We start from the raw sequence: 23,924 nt of genomic DNA, 5'->3' as shown, positions 1-23,924 counted from the left end.
GGATGAACCGTACCGTTTGTTTTTTGAACTCTTCGTTATACCGTTGTCTTTGATCGCCCATGTGGACACACCTCCGTTGGTCTCATTATCTCCAGTCCGTTAACTGGTGTCCACTTTTTATTCTAGCGCATACGTTCCGCTATTTGTGCAAAATGGGGTAAAATATAGTAGTAACGGACACAGGAGAAGCTATTTCAAGAAAACGAGCCCGAAATAGAGCAAAAGTAGCGGGATAAGGGCTTCTGTGTCCGTAAGGGAACGGAACTGCACTCTTTTTCTGTAAATAAGGGCTTCTGGGTCCGCTAACCCAGCCAAGCATAGTAACTCCAGCGACGTTGACAACAAACAACACAGGAACTGCCGGAACGAGTGAGCGGTTAGGATTCAGATACTGAGGGCTTAAGCCGTGTTTGCCATCAGAATTGTCACTGTGCCGTTGCTGCAAACCTAGTACGATACTAATAAAAAGCCTAATGGCAGCATAATCAAGTGAATGTATTTTTTTAAACTAATCATTGTTCTAAAAAAGGGTGATGGCATGGGGTTTCGAGTCATAAAAACGGCGATTGCAACGCTAATCGCTATTATTATCGCAGATGCGTTTAATATTCAAGGGGCGCTATCGGCAGGGCTGCTAGCAATTTTAGGTGTGGATGTGACGCGTAAGCGGAGCTTGCTAACGGTGTCTTCCCGTTTTTTCGCTTCGGTTATGGGGCTGCTGCTCGCGTTCGGCTTGTTTTTTATCCTGGGCTTCCATATTTGGGTGCTTGTCCTGTACATATTGATTGCCTTCCCGCTCATGTCGCGCGCGCATTTCAAGGAAGGAATCGTAACGAGCTCCGTTGTCGTATTTCGCGTTTTTGGCGGGGAGGAGCTGAGTTTGCATGTGATGCTGACGCAAGTCGAGCTGCTATTGATCGGACTGGGTTCGGCGATGGCTGTGAATCTCATCTACATGCCGAATGAACAGCATAAATTAAGTGAAATTCGCCATAAAATCGACGAGCTGTTCGCGGAAATATTTAGCCACATTGCCCTGACACTTCATCATCCGCAGCATGTGTGGGACGGCAAAGAATTGATTGAGGCCGCCGCTCTAATCAAGGACGGGCTCGCCAGAGCCAAGCGCGCGCTGGAGAACCAGCTTGTTTCGCCCGATGAATCGTGGAGTGTGTACTTCTACATGCGCAAGCAGCAGCTGGAGCGGATCGAATCGATGCTAGAGCTCATTGCACAGGTGTTTCAGCGGATGCCGCAAACGGATATCGCCGCCCTGCTGTTCGAGCGATTGAGCCTGGATGTGACCAAAGAGGAGTATACGGGCCGAACGGAGGCTATGCTTGCAGAGTGGGAACAGGAATTCAAAAAAATGGAGCTGCCCTCCACAAGAGAGGAATTCGAAATTCGCTCCGCTGTACTGCAAATCTGCCGCGAGCTGGCGATGTATCTGGAAATTGCTAAAAAAGATAAAGTTCCCACGATATCCAAGTTATAAGAGTCTGCGCTGGGGCTTATGTTCCTATGGTAAGCGAGCGGTCTGTCTCCCTAGAAGGTGCTTCGATTGACGTTTTTCTTTAGATATAAGAAGTCTAAGCATCCTGGGTTCATCATCCTTATATCGCAAGAAAAACTACCTTTAAAAGCGGTCTGTCTCCCTAGAAGGTGCTTCGATTGACGTTTTTCTTATTATTTTACTTCGTCCAATCAACATTCGCCTATGTCCTGCATACAATTGTAGTGAATGATGTATGGAGGAGGTTCGAACATGTCATCGAAATATCAAAGTAGAGAGATTATAACGAAAGCGATCTGCGGCAAAGGTCGTAAGTTCTCTACCGTAACCCATACCGTGACTCCGCCTCATAAACCGACCAGCATACTTGGCGCGTGGATTATAAACCACCAGTATGAGGCGGTCTCCGCAGGCGACGGAATCGAAGTTATTGGTAGTTACGATGTGAACATCTGGTATTCCTTCAGCAAAAATTCCCAGACCGAGGTAGCCAAAGAGACGATTTCCTATGTAGAGCATGTGCCACTGAGTTATGTTGACTCCAGGCACCGCTCTTCAACGGTGGAAGTATCCGCGGAGGCAACGCAGGAACCGAGCACCGTTGAAGCCGGCGTATCTGGGGATGGCCGTGTATCCATCCGTGTAGAGCGGGAGTTCGCCGTCGAGCTTATTGCTGAAACGAAGATCAATGTCCTCGTTGTGCCGGGCGGCGGTTACGAAGACAAGGAGTTCGATTTTGGTTCCGATCCGGGGGATTACGAAGATCTGGATCCGGATCTCCTCGACGACGAGCTGTAGCTTCGGGAGGACACGCGCTAGGTGAAGATAATCTAATATATGCGGCAGGGGCGGCGTCGTCGAGGGCGGCTGCCCTCTTTTTGTATAAAAAACAAAAAATATATACCAATCAACGCCGGCAGAGGAGGGGACGAGAAAATGGAAGGACTTCGCCCGATCGGAACGCGGATTCAGATCATCCGCGGAGCATCTGCGCAGAAGCTGCTTGATGAAATAAAGGCGCTGTCACAGTCCGAAACGGATAAGGTGGACAGCGGCATAAGGCCAGTAAGCGTATCGAGGCGCCCACTGTCAGGTTCACTGGAATGGATAGAAATCAGGTTCTCTGAAAAAAATCCACAGGTGCAAGACGGGAACAATAGCTTTCATACGATCAACGGTCACTTGGGCGAATTTCTCGCAAGCCCGATCGCGAAACGGCAGAAGCGCTTAAGCATAAGCGGGTTGAACGCTGTCCTCGCTTCTGACGGAGTGGAACCTCAGCTCACACGCAGCAATCGCAGACTGCTACGCCGCTTCGTCGTTCAGGTCTTTCACTTAAAAGCGACTTACATGGCTGAGCTAGGCGTCGGGGGAACCCGCCGTCCGCTGCCGCAAGGAGAGGAAGGACGCCGCACACTATTGGAACGCCGCCTGGAGAAAACCGCTATCCGGGCGCTTTATGCTTTGCAGCTGGAAATGGGAGAAGTGACGCTCCAGGCTGGCGAGGATGGGAGATTTACGGTCGAGCAGGTGACAGCAAGTCCAGATTACCGCACGGAGGAACGGGTTATGCTTGCTGCCAATGCGATGTGGGAAACAGCGGAGGAGCTGCGGAAGCATCAAGGCGCTGCAAAAGAAAGCGGCCCGGCGTTACTCCTGGGGATGGATCCAGAATTTCTGCTCTTTAACCGGGCGACCGGCAAAGTGGTTCCGGCTTCCCGGTATTTAGGGTTCTCTGGCGAGGCGGGATGCGACTCGTTGAGGTACCGGGGGGAGCGCCGCTTTCCGCTTGTGGAGCTGCGGCCCCAGCCTGCCGGCGAACCCCGCGAGGTACTCGTGCAATTGCTGCACGCCTTCCGGGTCGCTTATCGCTCCATCGAGGATAAAAAGCTGTTGTGGCAAGCCGGGGGAATGCCGCAGCGGGGGTTTCCTTTAGGCGGGCACATCCACTTCAGCGGCATTCCTCTGACCTTCCAGCTGCTGCAGGTGCTGGATAACTATCTGGCGCTGCCTGTCGCTGCCATGGAGGATCGCCGGAGCTTCGGGCGGCGTCCGCTTTACGGTTATTTAGGGGATTTTCGTTTGCAGCCGCATGGAGGGTTCGAATATCGGACGTTGCCCAGCTTCCTGATCTCACCTGTGGTAACGAAGGGCGTCGTCGCGATTGCCGCGCTGATCGCCGGGAATGCGGGCCAGCTGCCCCGCAGGCCGCTGCACGACGAAGGGCTGCATGCCGCTTTTTACCAAGGGAATCAGGAGCGCCTGCGGGAGGTGCTGCCACAGCTGCATGACGATCTCAAAAAGCTGGCGGATTACCCCCGATATGAGGGTTATATCACGCCGTTCATGGAGGCGGCATGCTCTGGGCGAACCTGGGACGAGACGGTGGATATTCGCAGGTCTTGGAAATTGGAAAACCATTCGTAAGCGGAGGGCGCTTTTGATATAATAGAAGTCTACGAAATGGGCATGGAGGATGATCATGGCAACCTATACGCCGATGATTCAACAATATTTAAGTGTAAAAGCCCAGGCGCAGGATGCGTTTCTTTTTTTCCGGCTGGGCGATTTTTATGAAATGTTTTTTGACGATGCGATACTGGCTGCAAAAGAACTGGAAATTACGTTAACGGCCAGAGCAGGAGGAACCGACGAGAAAATTCCGATGTGCGGCGTTCCTTACCATTCTGCCGAGAATTACATTCACCGGCTGATTGAGAAAGGGTACAAGGTTGCGATCTGTGAACAAACCGAGGACCCTGCAGAAGCCAAAGGCGTGGTACGCCGGGAAATCGTGCGGGTCGTTACGCCGGGTACGGTCATGGAAGGGAAAACGGTCGGCGAGAAGGCGAATAACTATATTTTATGCATAACGGAGCGGCAGGGCATGATGGCTATAGCCTCCTGCGACCTGTCTACCGGAGAACTGTACGCCAGCTCTGCTCCGGCCAGCAAAGAATGGCTGCGGGACGAGGTTGGGCTGTATGATCCGTCCGAAATTATCGGGGACAGCGCGCTGCTGGATTGGCTGCGCGAGTCCAGCAGTCCTATCGGCAAGCCGATCGTATATACACCGTGGGATAAAGCGAAGGACGAGCTCGGCCGCAAGCAGTTCGGAGAGGCGGCTTGGGTACGGCTAGAGCCGGAACGCCGCGACTGTGTGGCGCTGCTGGTCGGCTATTTAAGCGAGACGCAGAAGCGCTCCCTCGGGCAGCTGACAAAGATCTCGGCATATGAGCCGGAGAACTTCATGATTCTTGATCCGTTTACCCGCCGCAATCTGGAGCTGGTCGAAACCGTGCGTGAACGCTCCAAGCGCGGTTCGCTGCTGTGGCTGCTGGACCGGACAGAGACGTCGATGGGGGCGAGAATGCTGCGGCGCTGGATCGATAAGCCGCTGCTGCACCGCAGCCTGATCGAGGAGCGGCTGGAGGCGGTCGATCACCTGTACGGGTCTTTTATACTGAGGGAGGATTTGAAGGAAGCTTTAAAGCAAATCTATGATCTGGAACGGCTCGTAGGCCGGATCGCCTTTGGCAGTGCCAACGGGCGCGATCTTATCGCCCTGAAGCAGTCCTTGCGCCAGGTGCCGGCAATCAAGGCGCTGTGCCAGGCTTCGGCTTCAACGGCGCTTGCCCGGGTTGCAGCAGAGATGGATGAGTGCGTGGATCTGGCGGAGCAGATCGAGGCTGCGATTGCGGACGAGCCGCCCGTATCCGTCCGTGACGGAGGCATCATCAAAAAAGGCTACCACGAGCGCCTCGACGAGCTGCGGGAAGCGGGCACGAACGGCAAACGCTGGATTGCCGAGCTGGAAGCCGCCGAACGCCAGGCTACCGGCATCAAATCACTGAAGATCGGCTACAACAAAGTGTTTGGCTACTATATTGAAGTGACAAAAGCAAATTTATCCCTGCTGCCGGAAGGAAGGTACGAGCGGAAGCAGACGCTGGCGAATGCGGAACGGTTCGTGACGCCGGAGCTGAAGGAGAAGGAGACGCTGATTCTCGAGGCTGAGGAGAAAATGGTCGACCTGGAATACGCTTTGTTCACCGAGCTGCGCGAGCGGATCAGCGGGGAGATCACCCGTCTGCAGCGTCTGGCCGAGCAGTTGGCCGTGATCGATGTGTACCGCTCCCTTGCCGCGGTGGCTGCGGATAGCGGATTTGTGAAGCCTGTGCTGACGGACGGCTATGATATGGTCATCGAGCAGGGACGGCATCCGGTCGTGGAATCGGTCATGAGCGATGCCGCATTCATAGCCAACAGCACGAAGCTGCAGCAGGAAGAAGCGAGCATTCTGCTCATTACGGGGCCGAATATGGCCGGAAAAAGCACCTACATGCGCCAGGTGGCGCTTATATCGATCATGGCGCAAATCGGCAGCTTCGTGCCTGCCGCGTCGGCGGAAATTCCGATGATAGACCGGATTTTTACGCGTATCGGCGCGGCCGACGATTTGATTGGCGGACAAAGCACCTTCATGGTCGAAATGGCCGACATTCAGGTCATGACGGAGAAAGCCACCTCGCGCAGTTTGATCATCATCGATGAGCTCGGACGCGGAACGTCGACAAGCGAAGGTATGGCCATCGCACAGGCGGTTATCGAATACGTCCATGATCATATAGGCTGCAAGGCGCTCGTATCCACGCATTTCCATGAGCTGGCCCATCTGGAATCCAGCCTGTCCGGCCTTAGCAATTATTCGATGGCTGTACAGGAGAGCGGAGACAAGGTGCACTTTCTGCGGAAGCTCATTCCGGGCGCGGCGGATTCAAGCTACGGTATTTACTGCGCCAGATTGGCCGGACTGCCGGGCGGAATAATCGACCGTGCGTATGGACTGCTGCAGGGCTTCGAGCAGGCGGCAGCCGAGGTCGCTTCCGGCAGCACAGAGCGCCGAAGCGGGCAGGCCGTCCAGCAGTCAGCAGAAGCTGCGGATGGACGAGCCTCAGGAATCGCTGTACAATCGGCTAATCTTATAGGCGGACTTGCACAGGCTGGCTCACATGATGCGGCAGCAGGGCTGCGTGTGCTAGAGGAAAGCGAGGCTGGTGCCGAGACACTGGCTGGCGGCGGAGTTCTGCATCAAACAGGGACGGAAACTGTGAAGGAAGCTGTGGCGGAAACCGCAAACCAGGCTTGGAGCGCAGCGTCGCCGCAGGAACCAGGTAAGTCAACGGTCGCTGGCGGAGTCGAGAGGCCGCAGGAACCGCATCAGTCAACGGCCGCTGAAGAGCTCGAGGGCCCGAAGGAGGCATCCTCCTTAGCGCCAGACGAGACTCCGGGAAATGCGGAAGTCGTGCAGCTCTCTATTTTTGGAGACGAATTGCCGATCGCAAAAGCAAGATCTTCTGAGGAAGACGCGAAGGTGCGCAGCATACTTAATATGGTGAAGAATGCGGATCTGCTGAATATGACCCCGCTTCAGGCGATGCAGCTAGTCAATGATTTGAAGATGAAGGCTAAAAATTTATAATCTATGTAAGGTGAAATCAAGAATGGGACGAAGGCAAGGAAAACATCCCTTGAACCTATTTCATCCAGGGAATCTAGGACAATAGCGGTCGTAGGACAACTTAGACCCTTGCCTCCCATTCATTTTTATCGTGTAACTTATAATAAATGGATTTATAGCGGTTAGTTTCTGCGGTAAAAAAGGGAACATAGATTTAAATGGATTTCATGTCGTTAGAAGCAGGGAAATTGCCAATGACGGGCTGGATGTATGATTTTAGGTGTATAAAATCCATCTATTTTCCTAAAACAATCGTTTAGAGCCTAATTAGATGCATGAGTTCCATTTAAAATCTGACATTTGGGATTTGTATCCTAGTTACGGTAACTTAGTGCACGTATCATGGCTTACGGAGTATTAATGTACATCAGCTAATATTTAGCGAACTAGACCCTTACTAGCAAGGGAGAGCATCCACGAAATTCGAAAAGGATCGCTAGTTCGGCTTATATTCATAATAATTCCAGGAAAGTGCAGGAAGAGGTGAGTGTTGATGGCCCATATTGTTGTACTGGACGAGCATATCGCCAACCAGATTGCCGCTGGGGAAGTCGTGGAGCGCCCGTCTTCTGTCGTCAAGGAGCTGGTCGAAAACGCAGTTGACGCGGGAGCCCGCAAGATTGACGTTCAGGTCGAAGAAGGCGGGCTGCAGTTGATCCGGGTCACGGATAACGGCTCAGGGATCGAAGCGGAGGATTGCGAGAAGGCGTTCTATCGCCATGCGACGAGCAAGCTGCTTTCCGGGCGCGATTTGTTCCAAATCCGCAGCCTCGGGTTCCGCGGCGAGGCGCTGCCGAGTATCGCAGCCGTCGCCAAAGTGCAGCTAGTGACGAGCAGCAATGACAGCGGCCTTGGCCGGGTCATCGTGATCGAAGGCGGCTCCCTGAAGCAGAACGAGGAAACGGCAGCACCGCAAGGCACGGATATTACGATTAAGGAGCTGTTCTATAATACGCCGGCCAGATTAAAGTACATGAAGACGATTCAGACGGAGCTCGGGCATATTTCCGATGTCATGTACCGCCAGGCGCTGGCACACCCTGAGATCGCCATCACGCTTCGCCATAACGGCAATACACTGCTGCAAACTCAAGGCAATGGCGACCTTCTGCAGGTGATCGCGTCAATTTACGGGATCAATGCTTCGCGGGCCATGGTTCCGATCGCAGCGGACAATCTGGATTACAAAATAAGCGGCTTCGTCGGGCGGCCCGATCTGACCCGATCAAACCGCAGCGGCATATCCACGATCGTGAACGGCAGGTATATTCGCAACCAGGGATTGTATCAGGCCATTCTGCGGGCTTATCATACACTGCTGCCGATCAATCGCTATCCGCTGGTCGTACTCCAATTGGAGATGCACCCTTCCCTGGTCGATGTGAACGTGCATCCGTCCAAGCTCGAGGTTAGGTTCAGCAAGGAAGCTGAGCTGAACGCGTTCGTTGAGGAGAGCATCCGCCGGCTGCTGCAAGGCCAGGTGCTGATCCCGCAGGTCGTGAAGCAGACCATCGGCAAGGGCGCGAACCGCTCGGTTATTCAAGAGCAGTTCCACTTCCCGGCGGCGCGCACAGACGCCGCAAGCGCCGGGCTGCCCCCGCACGGCTCCGCAGCCGCGGGGCACGCCCCAGCGCCAGGCCCCGCAGCAGCGGAGCCTGCGCCTGCGGCGGGCGCGGAGCGCCGCACGGACAGCGTTGGTGGCGAAGCCCGCCACCAACGCCCCGCCAGCGGCGCTGAGCGCCCTGGCAGCGCGTACAGCCTCGGCCGTCAAGAGACGGCCGCAGGCTCCGCCGCGCTGCGCGAAGCCGCCCCGCCCTACGGCGGCGGGGCAGGCGCCTCTCCCGGCCGTGGTGGCGGGCCGGGGAATGACGCGGCTGCGCGGCCAGCGCCGCAGCCGCAGCGCGGGGGAGCTGCCGCATATATCGGCGGCAGCGGTTATACCGCCCCGCAGACGGGCGGCCGCATGCCGGAAGCGCTGTACGGCTCGCCAGAGGCGGCGCCGGAGCTTCCGGCCTTCCCGGAGCTGACCCTGATCGGGCAGCACCACGGAACGTACCTGATCGCGCAGAACGAGGACGGGCTGTATCTCATTGATCAGCACGCCGCTCATGAGCGCGTCAATTATGAATATTTCTATGAGAAATTCGGTCACCCGGCGGACGCTTCTCAGGAGCTGCTCATTCCGATCACGCTGGAATTTACGTCGGCGGAAAGCGAGAAGCTCAAGGAACGGCTGAACTGGTTCGAGAGCGCTGGGGTCATTCTTGAGCATTTTGGCGGCGGCACGTTCCGCGTTGTCTCCCATCCCTACTGGTTCCCTTCGGGGGAGGAGGCGGCCATCATCGAAGAAATGGCCGAATGGGTGCTGCAGGAACGGCAGATCGACCTGGCGAAGCTGCGGGAGAAGTCTTCGATTCTTGTCTCCTGCAAGGCATCGATCAAGGCGAACCAGAAGCTTACGCCAGAGGAAGCGACAACACTTATTCAGAGGCTGGCGGCCTGCAAGCAGCCGTATACCTGTCCGCATGGAAGGCCGATTGTGGTCAGCTTCTCGACCTACGATTTGGAGAAGCTGTTCAAACGAGTCATGTGATCGGAGGAAAAAAATTGATAATTACGACCCGAGAGCACAATGCGCCGGCCGCCGTGGAGCGTGCAGCCACCCTTGCAGGCAAGGCCGGCTGCCGTTTTGCCCCAAGGAACCGGGCATCGATGAAGCGGCTGACCGAACTGTATCCCGGCGAGGATATCCTCGTCGTACTCGAAGGAGGAGCGCGGCTGCATCGCCCGGGCGAGCGGCCGATGGCCTTTCATCCAAGCATGTCGTTCGTGCGGGCGAAGCGGCTGTTAAAAGGCGAGAAAGACACGATGCTGGAAGCAGCGGGCGTCCGGCCGGGCGACACGATTATCGATTGCACGGCTGGGCTCGGTTCGGATTCTATTATGTTCTCGCTTGGCGCGGGGCCTGAAGGCAAGGTGATTGCGATGGAAGATTCACTGCCGCTGTGGGCGCTGCTTAGCGAAGGATTGGCTTATTATGAGTCCGGGCTGCAGCCTTTTGACGAAGCTTTGCGGCGCATTGAGCCAAGGCATGGCCATCATCTGGGGCTCCTTGAACAAATGCCGGATAAGAGCGCGGACGTCGTCTATTTCGACCCGATGTTCCGCGATCCGGTACTGGAGTCCTCCTCCATTTCGCCGCTGCGCGCGTTCGCCAATAACAGCTGCCTGGAGGAGGCGGCTATATTCGAAGCCTGCCGCGTCGCCCGAAGGACGGTCATTTTGAAAGAGAAAATCGGCAGCGGCGAATTTGAAAGACTAGGCTTTCGCGTCTCGGGGCGCGTCCGGTCCAAAATAACGTACGGAGTGATTACCCTTTGAACAGGCAACATAAACCCAGGCTGCTCGTCCTTGTCGGACCGACAGCCGTAGGCAAGACGAAACTAAGCATCGAGATTGCCAAGGCTTTCTCCTGCGAAATTATTTCCGGCGATTCGATGCAGGTCTACCGGGGTATGGATATCGGTACGGCAAAAATCACCCCGGAGGAGACACAGGGAATCCCCCATCATCTCATCGACATTTTGGAGCCGGATGAGCCGTTTTCGGTCGCCCAGTTCCAGGAATGGAGCAAGCAACTGATTACGGAAATCCATGACCGGAACAAGCTGCCGTTTATTGTCGGAGGCACAGGCTTATATGTCGAATCGGTCTGCTATGAATATCAATTTACGGAAGCGGGAATGGATGAGGCATTCCGAGAATCGCATAAACGCATGGCCGAGGAAGAGGGCGTTGAGGCGCTGCACCGGAAGTTAGCCCTCATTGACCCTGATTCTGCGGCCAGGCTGCACCCGAATGACGTGCGCCGGGTCGTACGGGCGCTCGAGATTTATCATCTGACGGGGGAGACATTATCGTCACAATTGGAGGGCCAGAGTAAGCAGTCGCCATATGAATTGTGCTTAATCGGTTTGACAATGGACCGTCAAATGCTTTATAACCGTATTGAACAGCGAATCGACGAAATGATCGCTAACGGACTGGTAGATGAGGTAAAGGGACTGCTGGATAAAGGATATAACCGGGATATGGTATCCATGCAGGGACTCGGCTATAAGGAGATGGCTGAACATCTTCAGGATGGTGTGCCCCTTCATGAAGCGATAGAGAAATTAAAGAGGGATACCCGGCGGTTCGCCAAGCGTCAGCTCTCTTGGTTTCGGCGGATGAAGGACATTTCGTGGATCGACGTGGGCGACGGCCAAAATTTTTCCGGGAATTTAAATGCCGCTCATGCTATAATAGCAGGAAAGTTTCCCACTGATCTTGAATATAATTCAAAACACTAATGATTTCTATTGGGGGTACGGCTAATGAACAAGTCCATTAATATCCAAGATACGTTCTTGAACCAATTGCGTAAAGAGAGCATCCCTGTTACCGTCTTCTTGACCAACGGGTTTCAGATTAGAGGGACGATTAGAGCATTTGATAATTTCACCATCGTTATCGATAGCGACGGACGCCAGCAGATGGTGTACAAGCATGCGATTTCGACGTTTCAGCCGCAGCGCAACGTTTCGCTAATGCAGGAAAATCAAAGCGAAGCTTAAGCCCGTTGAAACTTTTTTAAAACTGTTACGTTTAATGGTATAGGAAATGGAGCGGAGCAACCTGATACAAGGTTGTTCTTTTCTTTCCCGTACAATGTGACACTGGCAAGAAGGGAGTCAGAGATAACCATGTCTACGAAGAGACCTTCCAGATTGGAAAGAAGCACCAGGCCGGATTCGAAAGCGGCGAAGCCGAAAGCCAAGAAAAAGAAGAAGCTGACGGCTAAAAAGATATTGTGGACTTCGTTTTTTACGATCGCGTTAGCTATATTTTGCGCCATTGCGGGTTACCTGTACATTACGATTAACGGCGAGAAAATACTAGCCGAGAACAGAGAGAAGCTGACGGTATACGAGACGTCGAAGGTCTACGACCGCAACGGCAACTTGATGGGTGAATTGTCGCTGGAAAAAAGCGAGCCCGTCACGTCCGAGCAAATACCGAAAATGCTAAAGGACGCATTCATTGCGACGGAGGACAAACGATTCTACGAGCATAACGGTGTCGACCTGTGGGCGATCGGCCGGGCCGCCGTTAAGGATATCGTCGCTCGTAAGCTGGTTGAGGGCGGCAGTACGATTACCCAGCAGCTTGCAAAAAATATTTTCCTGGACTTCGACAAAACATTCTTCCGGAAAGCGACGGAAGTATCGATCGCGATGGCGCTGGAGCGCAACAACACCAAGGATGAGATCATTACCTTGTACCTGAACCGGATTAACTTCGGCGGTACGGTGTACGGCATTAAGGCTGCATCGATCCGCTATTTCGGCAAGAGCGACCTGAACGACCTGAAATTGTGGGAGATGGCCACCTTGGCGGCGATGCCGAAAGGGCCGTCCAAATACAATCCGCTACGTAATCCGGAGCTGTCGATGCAGCGCCGGGCGGTTGTTCTCCAGCTGATGTATGAGCAGGGATACATTACCCAAGCAGAGATGGAGGAAGCTAAAGCGGTCGTGTACGACTATGTGCCTCCGACAAAAGGCCAAAGCTTCGAGGCCTTCAAGGATTATGTCCTGGATGAAGCCGAGGACAAGTGGGGTATGACCGAAGACCAGCTTAACCGCGGCGGTTATAAAATCTACACCACGATGGATATGAAGGCGCAGAAGGCGCTGGAGAAGGCGTTTGAGAACGACGATTTCTTCGAGAAAAGCAAGGATGACCAGCAGGTTCAGGCCTCAATGGTCATTATGAACCATGAGAACGGAAGTCTGGTTGCGCTGCTTGGCGGACGCGATTACCAGCGGAAGGGCTTCAGCCGTCTCGATAGCCGGAGGCAGCCGGGCTCAACGTTTAAGCCGATCGTTTCTTTTGCGCCGGCGCTGGATACCGGGAAGTTTACTCCCGATTCGATGGTCAGCAATGAGAAGCAGTGTTTCGGCAACTATTGCCCTAACAACCTAGGCGGGTCATATTCCAAGACGATAAGCTTTAGAACCGCATTAACGAAATCGATCAATATTCCTGCGGTATGGCTGCTCAATGAGGTGGGCGTCTCTACCGGCGTGAAATATGCGACGGAAATGGGCATCACCATGGATAAGGATGACCGCAACCTGGCGGTTGCGCTTGGCGGGTTGACGCATGGAACGAATACCCTGGAAATGGCCGCGGCCTTCAGCGTTTTCGCGAACCAGGGGAAATATAACGAGCCGTACTCGATCAAGTCTATTGTCGATCATAGCGGCAAAGAGGTTCACAAAGCGGACGCGCCGAAGCAGAAACAGGTGCTTAAGGAGCAGACCGCGTATCAGATGACGGAGCTGCTGCAGGATGTCGTTAACGAGGGAACGGGGAAGAAAGCCCGCCTTAACCGGCCGGTTGCCGGTAAAACGGGAACGACGCAGCATGGCATCAAAAACCTGAAAAGCAGCAAGAACCGCGACGTCTGGTTCGTCGGTTATACGCCGGAATGGACGGGAGCGGTCTGGATGGGTTACGACAATCCGGATAAGGACCACTTGCTGAATGGAAGCAGCGGGCAGACCGCAGCGCTGTTCGCGGCCGTGATGAAGGAAGCGCTGGAAGGCGTTCCAGTCAAAGACTTCCCTGTGCCGAAGAACTTGCAGGAGACGAAGCCGCCTGAGGATCAGCTTGATACGCCGAGCGGCCTAACGGCTTCCTATAGCGAGGATACGCAGACGGTATCCTTGAATTGGAACGGTGTTGAACAGGAAGGTGCTGTCTACCGTATTTACCGCAAGGAAGCCTCGGAATCCGAATTCACCTATTATTTGGATGCAGCTACGGCATCGATCGAGGATTTGAGCGTCGTGCCGGGAACGAGCTATGAGTATTACGTTACTGCGTACGATCCGGTAAATGACGCTGAGAGCGGCCCGTCTAATAAGGTAACAATCGATATTTCCGGAGGGGAACCGATGGACGATATCGACCCAGGGCAGGAAGAGCAGATTCCATTTCCGCCGGATGATGGCCAGAACGGCGGCGCTCCCGAGGGAGGCCAGGGTGGAGACGGCCAAGAGATACCAGGCCAGGGCAACGGAAACGGCCAAGGTAATGGAAATGGCCAGGGCAACGGAAACGGAAACGGCCATGGTCATGGCAATGGCAATGGCAATGGTTCTAACGGCGGCTCAGGTGCGATACCTGGTCAAGGCGGAACCGGGGACGGAAGCGGTAATTCCGGAGGAACCGACGGCTCCGGCGGTGCCGAATCCGGCAGCGATGGCGCGATTACGCCTCCGCCGGAGGACGGCGGCTTAGTTGATCCGTTCGCTGATCCTGCTGCAGGGTTGAACACAGAAGGTTAAGGCAAGGCTAGAGGCCATATTAGAGGCAATATAGATAACACCGGCAGTCTTAGTAACAAGACTGCCGGTGTTTTTGCTGCTTGGCGGAACGAAACGTTTAATATTGCTTAATTGTATAATTTCAGTTTTGTGACTCTGTTTCAAATATGGTAAGCTGAGATTACATTGTGTTGAAAGGGTTTATACCATGAAGCGAAAATTTGGAGACCGAGCGAACTGGCGACGCATTACCCAGCGTCAATTTAAATCCAAGTATGTGGAAAGCGACAGGTTTACCGGCTATGTGACGTTGTACACAATTTTTGCGCTGCGAGATCCCTTGTGGAAGACTTACGGGGGCCATACCTTTCGCATTGCGGATAAAGGCTACACCTGGCTCCAATATTATCCGAAAGGATGCCGCTATGTCGTCACGGCGATGTTCGATGACAAGGGCGAAATTGTCGAGTGGTACATTGACGTTTGCAAAAATCAAGGCATTACCGATCAAGGCGTCCCCTGGTTTGATGACCTGTATTTGGACATCGTTGTGCTGAAGAATGGGGAAGTATTCCTGATGGACGAGGACGAGCTGGATGAAGCGCTGACCAAGGGCCATATTACGGTGAAGGATTATGATATGGCGATGGAGACGGCTCGGGAAGTGCTGGATGCAATCAACCGGCATCAGTTCCCTTATTTTGAAATGTCCCTTGAGCATTTCCGCAGCGGCTTTATGGATTCCGAGCCGTTCCGTTCTGGAGGTTAAGATGATTCGTTTTGGGAGAAAGACAAGAAGTCGTTCATATTTAGGCATACAGGACAGGCGCAAACGGCGCCCGCTGTATATTCGGCTGCTTCGGTGGGGAATCGTGTTCGCCGTGTTATGCGTTTGCTGGTTCCTATACGTGCTGGCACAAATCGGCAGTGTCGAACGCAGTCCCGCTCTTGCGACCATGGATACGCCCCCGGCGGATGTCGGCATTGTCCTTGGGGCTGCCATGTGGGGAGATCGGCCAAGCCCGGGACTTGAAGAGCGGCTTCGCCATAGCCTTAAGCAGTACGAGGCCGGCAAGTTCAAGATGTTTCTCCTTACGGGAGGCTTGGATCAGGAGGGCTACAAGTATACCGAGGCCGAAGGCATGGCGAATTATTTGGCCGCACATGGCGTGCCTCGGGAAGCTATGCTGCTAGAGAATGAGGCAACCAGCACGTATGAGAATTTGAAATTCAGTCAAGAAATAATGAAGGAGCATGGGCTTGTCTCCGCGCTCATCATGACGCATACATTTCACGGGAATCGCTCCCTTGAAATCGCCAATGCCTTGAATTATCAGCATCCAAAGCTGTCCCTGACGAAGTCGAATGTGCTGAAGCCGATTCCGAATACGCTTCGCGAAGTGCTTGCGTACACGAAGTGGAAGCTGGATCAGGCCGCTCTTGCGGTAGGTCTGGATTTATAGTCTTCTAATAATGGGTCGGAAGAGAGAATACACTGGAGGAAAAGAGTGATCCTACCCCTTATACGAAGAGGTGATTCTACGATGCCAGGGCATGTTATGGCCAGAAGCGGATCTTCCGAAGAGAGGCCTTCCAGACAGATCAATGTAATTCTCCGAAACCCCGAACCCCCCGTCGTTACGCAGAGCCTAGCGGAGGCTGAGCACCAGTCAACGGCCAAAGCGATCCCTCAGCAAGGTGCGTTCGCAGAAATACAAAAGGAATTAGACCAACTCATAGGACTTAATCACATTAAGGACTTAATGTATGAAATATATGCACTGCTGCAAATTACGGATATGCGCTCAGAAGCAGGGTTGCTGTCGAACCCGCAAGTCTATCATATGGTGTTCAAGGGAAATCCGGGCACAGGCAAAACAACGGTTGCCAGAATCGTTGCGAAGATGTTTCAGCGGCTTGGTGTCCTGAGCAAAGGCCATTTGATCGAGGTAGAGCGTGCGGACCTTGTAGGAGAGTATATCGGTCACACAGCACAGAAGACAAGAGACCTCGTCAAGAAAGCGCTGGGCGGCATACTGTTTATCGATGAAGCGTACAGCCTTGCGCGCGGAGGCGAGAAGGACTTCGGCAAGGAAGCGATCGACACGCTGGTTAAATCGATGGAGGATCAGAAAAACCAGTTTATCCTTATCCTGGCCGGTTACTCGGATGAAATGGACTTTTTTTTGCAATGCAATCCGGGGATGCCCTCGCGTTTCCCGATTGTGATCGATTTTCCGGATTATACCGTCGATCAATTGATTCAAATTTCGGAAGGCATGGCAAAGGAAAGGGACTATATTCTGATGCCGCAGGCGATACTCAAATTAAAGCAGCATCTGCTGCGGGAAAAGTGTGAGGGCGAGCATGCCTTTAGCAATGCCAGATACGTCCGCAACGTCATTGAACGTTCGATTCGCAGCCAGGCGGTCCGCCTGTTAACGCAGTACAGCGGCGGATCGCCCGGCAAACTGGAATTAATGACGCTGCGGCAGGAGGATTTGAAGCTGGATCTGAAGGAAGAACGGCGCCTATAAGGAGCAAAGATGAATGACGAATTCGCTGTACGAGACGAATACGGAATTACCTGACCGGGCGATTCTGGTCAGCCTGACTACGCAGGAAGTGAAGAACGGCGGGGTCGACCCCGCCTATTCCATGGATGAGCTGGTACAGCTGGCTCTGACCGCAGGGGTCGAGGTGGCAGATACCCTCGTCCAAAACCGGGATAAGCCCGACCCGAAATGGTTTATCGGCAAAGGGAAAGTTGATGAGCTGCACGAGGCAATCCATGATTATAATGTGAATACCGTCATCTTCGACCAGGAGCTGTCGGGGGCTCAGGTACGGAATCTCGAGGATATTCTCGATGTAAAGATTATTGACCGGACGCAGCTGATTTTGGATATTTTTGCCCAGCGCGCAAAGACGCGGGAAGGGATCATTCAGGTGGAGCTGGCTCAGCTCACCTATTTGCTGCCGCGCCTGTCCGGCCATGGCAAAAATTTGTCCAGGCTGGGCGGCGGAATCGGCACTCGCGGTCCGGGCGAGAGCAAGCTGGAGACGGACCGCCGGCACATCCGGCGGCGTATTGGAGAGCTGAAGCGGCAGTTGGAGGAAGTGACCCGCCACCGCAAGCTGCACCGGGAACGGCGCAAGGAGACGGGCGTTGTTCATTTGGCATTGGTGGGTTACACGAACGCCGGCAAATCGACGCTGCTCAAAGCGTTGACTGCGGCGGACGTATATATTGAGAATCAGCTGTTCGCCACGCTTGATCCGACTACCCGTTCACTAGAGCTGCCGAGCGGCAAAGAGGTCATTATCACCGATACGGTTGGCTTTATTCAGAATTTGCCGCATGATCTGGTTGCCGCCTTCCGGGCCACACTAGAGGAAGCGAACGAAGCGGACCTCATTTTACATGTCGTCGACGCCTCATCGCCGATGCGGGAGGATCAGATGGAAATCGTGCAGCGGATTCTGGAGCAGCTCGGCGCGGGAAGCACGCCGCAGCTCGTGTTGTTCAACAAGAAGGATATGTGTTCGCCGGAACGGCTGGAAATGCTTCCGTCCGGAAAGGGATACCTCAAAGTGAGCGCCTTCGATGAAGGCGATCTGCTGCGTATCCGGGAAGCGGTACAGCAGCATTTGTACGGAGGGACTTTTACGTTCCGCATTCCTGCGCAGCGCGGAGATCTTGCTTCCTTACTATATCGCGTAGGGAATGTGATCGACAGAAGCATTGAGGAAGACGTCATTGTCTACCGTGTCATCCTTAACCAGAAGGATTATGAGAAATACGGCTCGGCGCTGGTGCCTTACCGAATGGAGCATGGCACATAACATTATCGGCTGTGGCCGGAAAATAAAATAGATAGCATGGGCAGAGGAGAGTTTTGACATTATGGCAGTTTTTGCAGAAGAAATCGTAGCATGGCTGGAAGAAGCAGAGCAGCAGGTTGCTAGCCAGTTTAAGGTGATCGATCGCATCGTTGACCGGAACCAATGGAAGGTGATCGAAGCGTTCCAGCGGCATCAGGTTAGTGATTATCATTTCGCCGGCTCCACAGGCTATGGTTATAATGATCGCGGGCGTGAAGTGCTTGATCTTGTGTATGCCGATGTTTTCGGCGCCGAGGCGGCACTGGTGCGTCCGCATTTTGCGTCGGGCACGCATACGATCGCTACGGCGCTTTTTGGTGTGCTTAGACCTGGCGATGAACTGCTCTACATCTCGGGCACGCCGTATGATACCCTGCATAAAGTGATCGGTCATCCAGGGGATGGAACAGGGTCGCTGCAGGACTTTGGCATTGGCTATGACGAGGTGGCATTGCTAGAGAACGGAGAGATAGATTGGGAGAGCGTGCGCGCGAAGGTGACCGAACGGACGAAAGTGATCGGAATTCAGCGGTCCCGCGGCTATGACTGGCGCAATTCCTTTACGGTAGCCCAGATTGGTGAAATGGTTCGCCAGGTGAAGGAAATCAAGCCGGACTGTATCGTCTTCGTCGATAACTGCTACGGCGAATTTGCCGAAGAGCTGGAACCAACGCAGGTCGGGGTCGACCTGATGGCGGGGTCTTTAATCAAAAATCCAGGCGGCGGCTTGGCGGAGACGGGAGGTTATATTTGCGGCCGCACGAATTTGGTGGAGCTCGCTGCCTATCGTTTGACGGCGCCGGGCATCGGCGCGGAGGTCGGAGCCATGCTGGGGACGACGAGAGGCATCTACCAGGGACTGTTCCTTGCTCCTACGACGGTGGGACAGGCGATCAAGGGCAGCATTCTCGCCGCTGCCGTGTTCGAGCGTGCTGGTTTTGAGAGCCGTCCCAGCTGGAACGATACCCGGACTGATTTGATTCAAGCCATCTCCTTCAGCGGGCCTGAGCATTTGATTGCATTTGTGCAAGGAATTCAGCGCGCCGCCGCCGTGGACGGATACGTCGTGCCTGAAGCCTGGGACATGCCGGGCTACGAGCATCCGGTCATTATGGCCGCAGGCACCTTTATACAGGGGGGCAGCCTGGAATTATCGGCTGATGCGCCTGTGCGGGAGCCTTATATCGCCTATATGCAGGGAGGACTCACTTATTCGCACGTGAAGTTCGGTCTATTGACGGCGCTGCAAACGATGAAGGATCGGGATTTGTTATAAGACAATGTACTTGTTAAGGAAAAATTGACCGCAATTTGCGGTCGTTTTTTTTGAAAGTGCCCAGCTCGACTGAAAGCTATGAATGGATCATCTAGAGAAATCTAGTGAAAATCTATAAAATACCTTACATGCTTGTTGACATGTCAGGTTATCTGACATAGAATATTTTCGTGAAATATATGCGGAAGGTTGAGAGCGGTGAGTGAGGAAATTCGCAGAAACATGGCTTTGTTTCCGATCGGTATCGTCATGCAGCTTACTGATTTGACGGCACGGCAGATTCGTTACTATGAGCAGCATCAGTTGATCATGCCGGCCCGTACCTCGGGGAACCAGCGTCTTTTCTCGTACAACGATGTGGAACGATTGCTGGAAATTAAGAAATTGATTGAACGGGGCGCCAATATAGCGGGAATTAAACAGGTCATGGCACCCGTAGTCAAGGAATCTCCGGAGACGACGGTCATGACGGAGGATACCGAAGAGAAACGGAAGGAACTGACGGATTCAGAGCTTTATCGCCGGCTGAAGCAGGAGCTGGTAACTGGGAACAGACGGGGTCAGGTTTCTCTGATCCAAGGAGAGTTATCCCGCTTTTTCAAAATCTAGAAAATCGATAGGAGAGAGAGATCTTGAGTTATTCCAAAGAAGACATTTTACGCATTGCCAAAGAAGAGAACGTGCGATTTATCCGTTTGCAATTTACTGATTTGCTCGGAACGATCAAGAACGTAGAAATTCCTGTCAGTCAATTGGAAAAAGCGCTTGATAACAAAATGATGTTCGACGGATCTTCCATTGAAGGATATGTTCGTATCGAGGAGTCCGATATGTACCTGTACCCGGATCTGGACACGTGGGTTATTTTCCCATGGGTGGCCGAGGATCGTGTGGCACGGCTAATCTGTGATGTATACATGACGGATGGCACACCATTCTCCGGAGACCCGCGCAACATTCTGAAGCGTGCGCTGAAGGAAGCGGAAGCGATGGGATATACCGCTATGAACGTAGGTCCTGAGCCTGAATTTTTCCTCTTCAAAACCGATGAAAAAGGCAACCCGACGATGGAGCTGAATGACCAAGGCGGTTATTTCGACCTTGCTCCAACGGATCTTGGGGAGAACTGCCGTCGTGAAATCGTCCTCACCCTCGAAGAAATGGGCTTCGAAATTGAAGCATCCCACCATGAAGTTGCTCCAGGTCAACATGAAATTGACTTCAAATATGCAGACGCCATCAAGGCGGCTGACCAAATTCAAACATTCAAGCTCGTTGTGAAGACAATTGCCCGTCAACACGGCTTGCATGCGACATTCATGCCTAAACCGCTGTACGGCGTAAGCGGCTCCGGTATGCACTGTCACCAATCCTTATTTAGAGGGAACGTCAACGCGTTCTATGATGAAAGCGACAGCCTAGGCCTTAGTAAAGACGCTCGTCATTACATGGCCGGTATTTTGCAGCATGCCCGCGCATTCGCTGCGGTAACGAACCCAACTGTTAACTCCTATAAGCGTCTCGTTCCAGGCTACGAAGCGCCTTGCTATGTGGCTTGGTCTTCCAGCAACCGCAGCCCGATGATCCGTATCCCGGCGTCTCGCGGATTGAGCACACGCGTTGAAGTTCGTAACCCGGACCCTGCTGCCAACCCATACCTGGCACTGGCTGTTATGCTGCGAGCCGGCCTCGACGGCATCAAGAACGAACTGCCGCTTGTTGCGCCAGTTGACCGCAACATCTATGTGATGTCTGAGGAAGAGCTGATTGAGGAAGGCATTCCAAGCCTGCCGTCCGATCTGAAAGAAGCGCTGAACGAAATGATCAAGAGCGAAGTCATTTGCGATGCGCTTGGCGAGCATGCCCGCACTCATCTGTATGAATTGAAAGAGATCGAGTGGGATATGTACCGCACTCAAGTTCACGAGTGGGAACGCGACCACTATATGACGTTGTATTAATTAAATGAGGATTCCCCTAGCGCTATCCGGCGCTGGGGGATTTTTTGATTCAGGGGGTACCGGGGCATTTTCCCATATTTATATGTTGTTATATTTACATAATGGTATTAGAAGTATAATAATCCTTAAAATAACTATAAATTAGAGGGGTTGTCTTGAAAAATTTAAATATGATAACTGCTACATAAGCCATAGCAATGTTAGTAAGGGGCTTATATGGTTGGGCGAGGGTAATTAGATGTATTTTATGCAGTTAGTTCATCGGTTTTGGTCGTGTGCGAGGGAACTAACTGCAAAACTTACATTTAGATTTAAGCTATCTCGACGAATGAGCTCCATTCAGGAAAACTAGCTGCATGTTTTGCATTTAGCTAATGTATTTTTTATAAAATAGCTTAACTAGTTGTATTAAATACATTTAACTTTTGCGGACAATGCCCCTTAATTTTTGCGATTGGATACGTAAGTATATATTGTATATTTATAACAAATGCATCTTATTATAAGGGGGGGTAAATTAAAATCACTAATCTTCTGTTTGTTGCAATTTTATTCTTAGCGCTATGCTGTATCCTGAACGAGATCATTAAATATTTGGATCGCCGAGACCATGAAGAGCCTGCGCCTTGGCAAGTAAAGCTATGGCTTGTACCGTTACTGGCCTTACTTATTCTAGCACCAATCATTGGCTTTGCTTTCTTGTACAGTCTATACTTTTACTCCTTATCGGAAATAAGCAGCATAATGGACTATGAGCAATATCCTGATTTGCTTGTGTTTTCTATTTACATCCTCGTTGGCTTTCTTATATTCGAGACTTTGATTAATCCACTTATAGTTGCGGTAATGAGATATATTTTGAATAGACAAATATCTGTTTATACAAAAAATGCGATAACAATTATTGCAGATAGTATTATTATTTATTGGCTTGCGGGTTTGTTCAAAGGGGTATTTATAGAGAGCATATGGGCTGCCTTATCTGTATCCGTCTTCTATCATATCTTCGAGTGGATTTTGATTTGGGCTCTGGGTTACTATAAAAAGAAAGACTAGATGCTCCTCCAGCTTGAATACCAATATTTCCAGCAGAACTACCGGAAGACCATAGATTAACGATGATGGAGGTGTCTGAAGTCTTGAGCAAAAACAGCATGGGAGAACGCACGTTATTATGGCTCGTGTTGGCGGGAATTCTCCTTGTTTTGATCTCTATTCTAGTATTCGCAGTCTATACGCTGCAAAGCTTCCATTTTATTCAGCTCCGCATTTCTTCGATTGGATCGGCGTTTGCCTTTATAGGATTATTGTTGCTGGGGATTGGTTTCCTGGGCATCATCGGAACGATGCTGGACAGCCTGCGGAGGCATTTGTTCGGGGATCGGCCCGTATGGGCAGCGCGTGTAGTGCAGGAAATTCTGCTGATTATTATTTTTGGTGTGATGCTCTATATGATTGATCAATGGATAGACGGCGTGGAAATCGGCAATATTCAGACGGAGGTTTTACTAGCGTTATTCCTGTACGTCCTGATTACCCTGCTTGGGAAGCTTGGTGATCAAATTAAAAAGCAGGATGCCAAAAACAATGAAGAAGCATAGCTCAACTTCAAAAGCATCATTGAGAAAGAGTTACAGGGACATGAGGGGAGTGGAACGAAGCAATATCCAATCGTATCGGTATATCGATTTCAATATTGAATTTGTCGGAGCGTCCGCAATCCGGACCCAGCTTGCAGGCGCAGCCTGCGCACTGGCTGTATGAATAAAGAATCCCCTGGCGCTGTGGGAGCTAGGGGGTTTTTCTGACTGGACTAGTCGAACCTATTTTTTAAGAACGTTTAAAGCGGCTCTTAATTTTCTGGCAAACACGATGGGATTTTCAACAGATTCAATATGCAGATAAATCAGTCTAGGCTTTTCAAATAACCAATGGTTATGAATTGCAGTTACTTTGATATTTCGTTTTCGAACCGCATTAATAAAGCGCTGAACCTCGGACTGTAGTAGTGTAATTTCCCCAGTGTTAAGAGTCGTTCCGTTTTGTAGTGATTGAATCGTCACTTCGTATTCGGTTTCATATCTTCTTCCCAGGATTTTTGCGTTTAATTTTCTTTCAATCATGATCGAGCAGCTTTTGCCATTAGACATGCCTGTTCCGCCAGGGATATTGGCTAAGCGTTTACACAGGGCTTCTGAGATTTTCATAGGATCAGCTCCTTTCGTGATGTAACAAAATATGTAGTTTGTAAGGAGAATGAATCTATCTAGTGGCTACTTATCGATAAATGTGCTAAAGGTGAAGGATAGGGGAGGTGGACACGGTCCAGATACAAAGTGACGGAAAACACCCCATTGCCAGCGCTTACACTTGCAGGTAGGATAGTCATTGA

General features: G+C 52.2%; 20 protein-coding genes. 19 read left to right on the top strand and 1 reads right to left on the bottom strand.

Features of this window, described 5'->3' with window-relative positions; genetic code table 11:
- Positions 1-538 precede the first annotated feature (538 nt).
- From GNP95_RS21890 to GNP95_RS26300, 19 genes are all read left to right on the top strand, one after another.
- The gene (locus tag GNP95_RS21890) at positions 539-1,495 is read left to right on the top strand and encodes an aromatic acid exporter family protein (protein ID WP_155612959.1); all 957 of its coding nucleotides are present in this window, start codon (positions 539-541) and stop codon (positions 1,493-1,495) included.
- Positions 1,496-1,765: 270 nt separating this feature from the next.
- Positions 1,766-2,311: an outer spore coat protein CotE gene (cotE, locus tag GNP95_RS21885; RefSeq protein ID WP_155612958.1), complete on the top strand. Its 546-nt coding sequence runs from the start codon at positions 1,766-1,768 to the stop codon at positions 2,309-2,311.
- A 138-nt stretch (positions 2,312-2,449) separates the two neighbouring features.
- Positions 2,450-3,940 (top strand): putative amidoligase domain-containing protein, encoded by a 1,491-nt coding sequence (locus tag GNP95_RS21880; RefSeq protein ID WP_230873945.1) that lies wholly within the window; start codon positions 2,450-2,452, stop codon positions 3,938-3,940.
- Positions 3,941-3,995: 55 nt separating this feature from the next.
- Positions 3,996-6,995, top strand: a complete 3,000-nt coding sequence (mutS, locus tag GNP95_RS21875) for a DNA mismatch repair protein MutS (RefSeq protein WP_155612956.1) — start codon at positions 3,996-3,998, stop codon at positions 6,993-6,995.
- A gap of 532 nt (positions 6,996-7,527) precedes the next feature.
- Positions 7,528-9,627 (top strand): DNA mismatch repair endonuclease MutL, encoded by a 2,100-nt coding sequence (gene mutL, locus GNP95_RS21870; protein ID WP_155612955.1) that lies wholly within the window; start codon positions 7,528-7,530, stop codon positions 9,625-9,627.
- A gap of 14 nt (positions 9,628-9,641) precedes the next feature.
- The gene (locus tag GNP95_RS21865) at positions 9,642-10,415 is read left to right on the top strand and encodes a class I SAM-dependent methyltransferase (protein ID WP_155612954.1); all 774 of its coding nucleotides are present in this window, start codon (positions 9,642-9,644) and stop codon (positions 10,413-10,415) included.
- Entirely contained in the window at positions 10,412-11,386 is a 975-nt protein-coding gene (miaA, locus tag GNP95_RS21860; RefSeq protein WP_155612953.1) for a tRNA (adenosine(37)-N6)-dimethylallyltransferase MiaA, read from the top strand. Before GNP95_RS21865 ends, miaA begins: the two co-directional genes overlap by 4 nt.
- Positions 11,387-11,410: 24 nt before the next feature.
- The gene (gene hfq, locus GNP95_RS21855; protein WP_155612952.1) at positions 11,411-11,650 is read left to right on the top strand and encodes an RNA chaperone Hfq; all 240 of its coding nucleotides are present in this window, start codon (positions 11,411-11,413) and stop codon (positions 11,648-11,650) included.
- A gap of 129 nt (positions 11,651-11,779) precedes the next feature.
- Entirely contained in the window at positions 11,780-14,431 is a 2,652-nt protein-coding gene (locus GNP95_RS21850; RefSeq protein WP_155612951.1) for a transglycosylase domain-containing protein, read from the top strand.
- A 187-nt stretch (positions 14,432-14,618) separates the two neighbouring features.
- A complete protein-coding gene (locus GNP95_RS21845) occupies positions 14,619-15,179 on the top strand; it encodes a ribonuclease FAU-1 family protein (protein WP_155612950.1) in 561 nt (186 codons plus the stop codon).
- 1 nt (position 15,180) lies between these two features.
- Positions 15,181-15,873 (top strand): YdcF family protein, encoded by a 693-nt coding sequence (locus tag GNP95_RS21840; RefSeq protein ID WP_155612949.1) that lies wholly within the window; start codon positions 15,181-15,183, stop codon positions 15,871-15,873.
- An 81-nt stretch (positions 15,874-15,954) separates the two neighbouring features.
- Positions 15,955-16,947: an AAA family ATPase gene (locus GNP95_RS21835; RefSeq protein WP_155612948.1), complete on the top strand. Its 993-nt coding sequence runs from the start codon at positions 15,955-15,957 to the stop codon at positions 16,945-16,947.
- 13 nt (positions 16,948-16,960) lie between these two features.
- A complete protein-coding gene (gene hflX, locus GNP95_RS21830; RefSeq protein WP_155612947.1) occupies positions 16,961-18,256 on the top strand; it encodes a GTPase HflX in 1,296 nt (431 codons plus the stop codon).
- Positions 18,257-18,317: 61 nt separating this feature from the next.
- On the top strand, positions 18,318-19,571 hold the full coding sequence (locus GNP95_RS21825) for a methionine gamma-lyase family protein (protein ID WP_155612946.1): 1,254 nt from the start codon (positions 18,318-18,320) through the stop codon (positions 19,569-19,571).
- 198 nt (positions 19,572-19,769) lie between these two features.
- On the top strand, positions 19,770-20,180 hold the full coding sequence (locus tag GNP95_RS21820; protein ID WP_244996532.1) for a MerR family transcriptional regulator: 411 nt from the start codon (positions 19,770-19,772) through the stop codon (positions 20,178-20,180).
- Between the two features lie 23 nt (positions 20,181-20,203).
- Positions 20,204-21,532 (top strand): type I glutamate--ammonia ligase, encoded by a 1,329-nt coding sequence (gene glnA, locus GNP95_RS21815; protein ID WP_155612945.1) that lies wholly within the window; start codon positions 20,204-20,206, stop codon positions 21,530-21,532.
- A 594-nt stretch (positions 21,533-22,126) separates the two neighbouring features.
- Positions 22,127-22,588, top strand: coding sequence for a hypothetical protein (locus GNP95_RS21810; protein ID WP_155612944.1), 462 nt, complete (start codon positions 22,127-22,129; stop codon positions 22,586-22,588).
- Positions 22,589-22,671: 83 nt separating this feature from the next.
- Entirely contained in the window at positions 22,672-23,133 is a 462-nt protein-coding gene (locus tag GNP95_RS21805) for a hypothetical protein (RefSeq protein WP_155612943.1), read from the top strand.
- 19 nt (positions 23,134-23,152) lie between these two features.
- Entirely contained in the window at positions 23,153-23,296 is a 144-nt protein-coding gene (locus GNP95_RS26300; RefSeq protein ID WP_230873944.1) for a hypothetical protein, read from the top strand.
- A 59-nt stretch (positions 23,297-23,355) separates the two neighbouring features.
- Here GNP95_RS26300 and GNP95_RS21800 read toward each other — a convergent pair whose 3' ends face one another.
- On the bottom strand, positions 23,356-23,739 hold the full coding sequence (locus tag GNP95_RS21800; RefSeq protein ID WP_155612942.1) for a DUF1259 domain-containing protein: 384 nt from the start codon (positions 23,737-23,739) through the stop codon (positions 23,356-23,358).
- Positions 23,740-23,924 lie beyond the last annotated feature (185 nt).

Origin of the sequence: Paenibacillus woosongensis, from assembly GCF_009725165.1 — a bacterium.
Taxonomy (GTDB): domain Bacteria; phylum Bacillota; class Bacilli; order Paenibacillales; family Paenibacillaceae; genus Fontibacillus; species Fontibacillus woosongensis.
The sequence above is the reverse complement of the archived record's forward strand: the minus strand, read 5'-3'. Positions and strand labels throughout refer to the sequence as shown.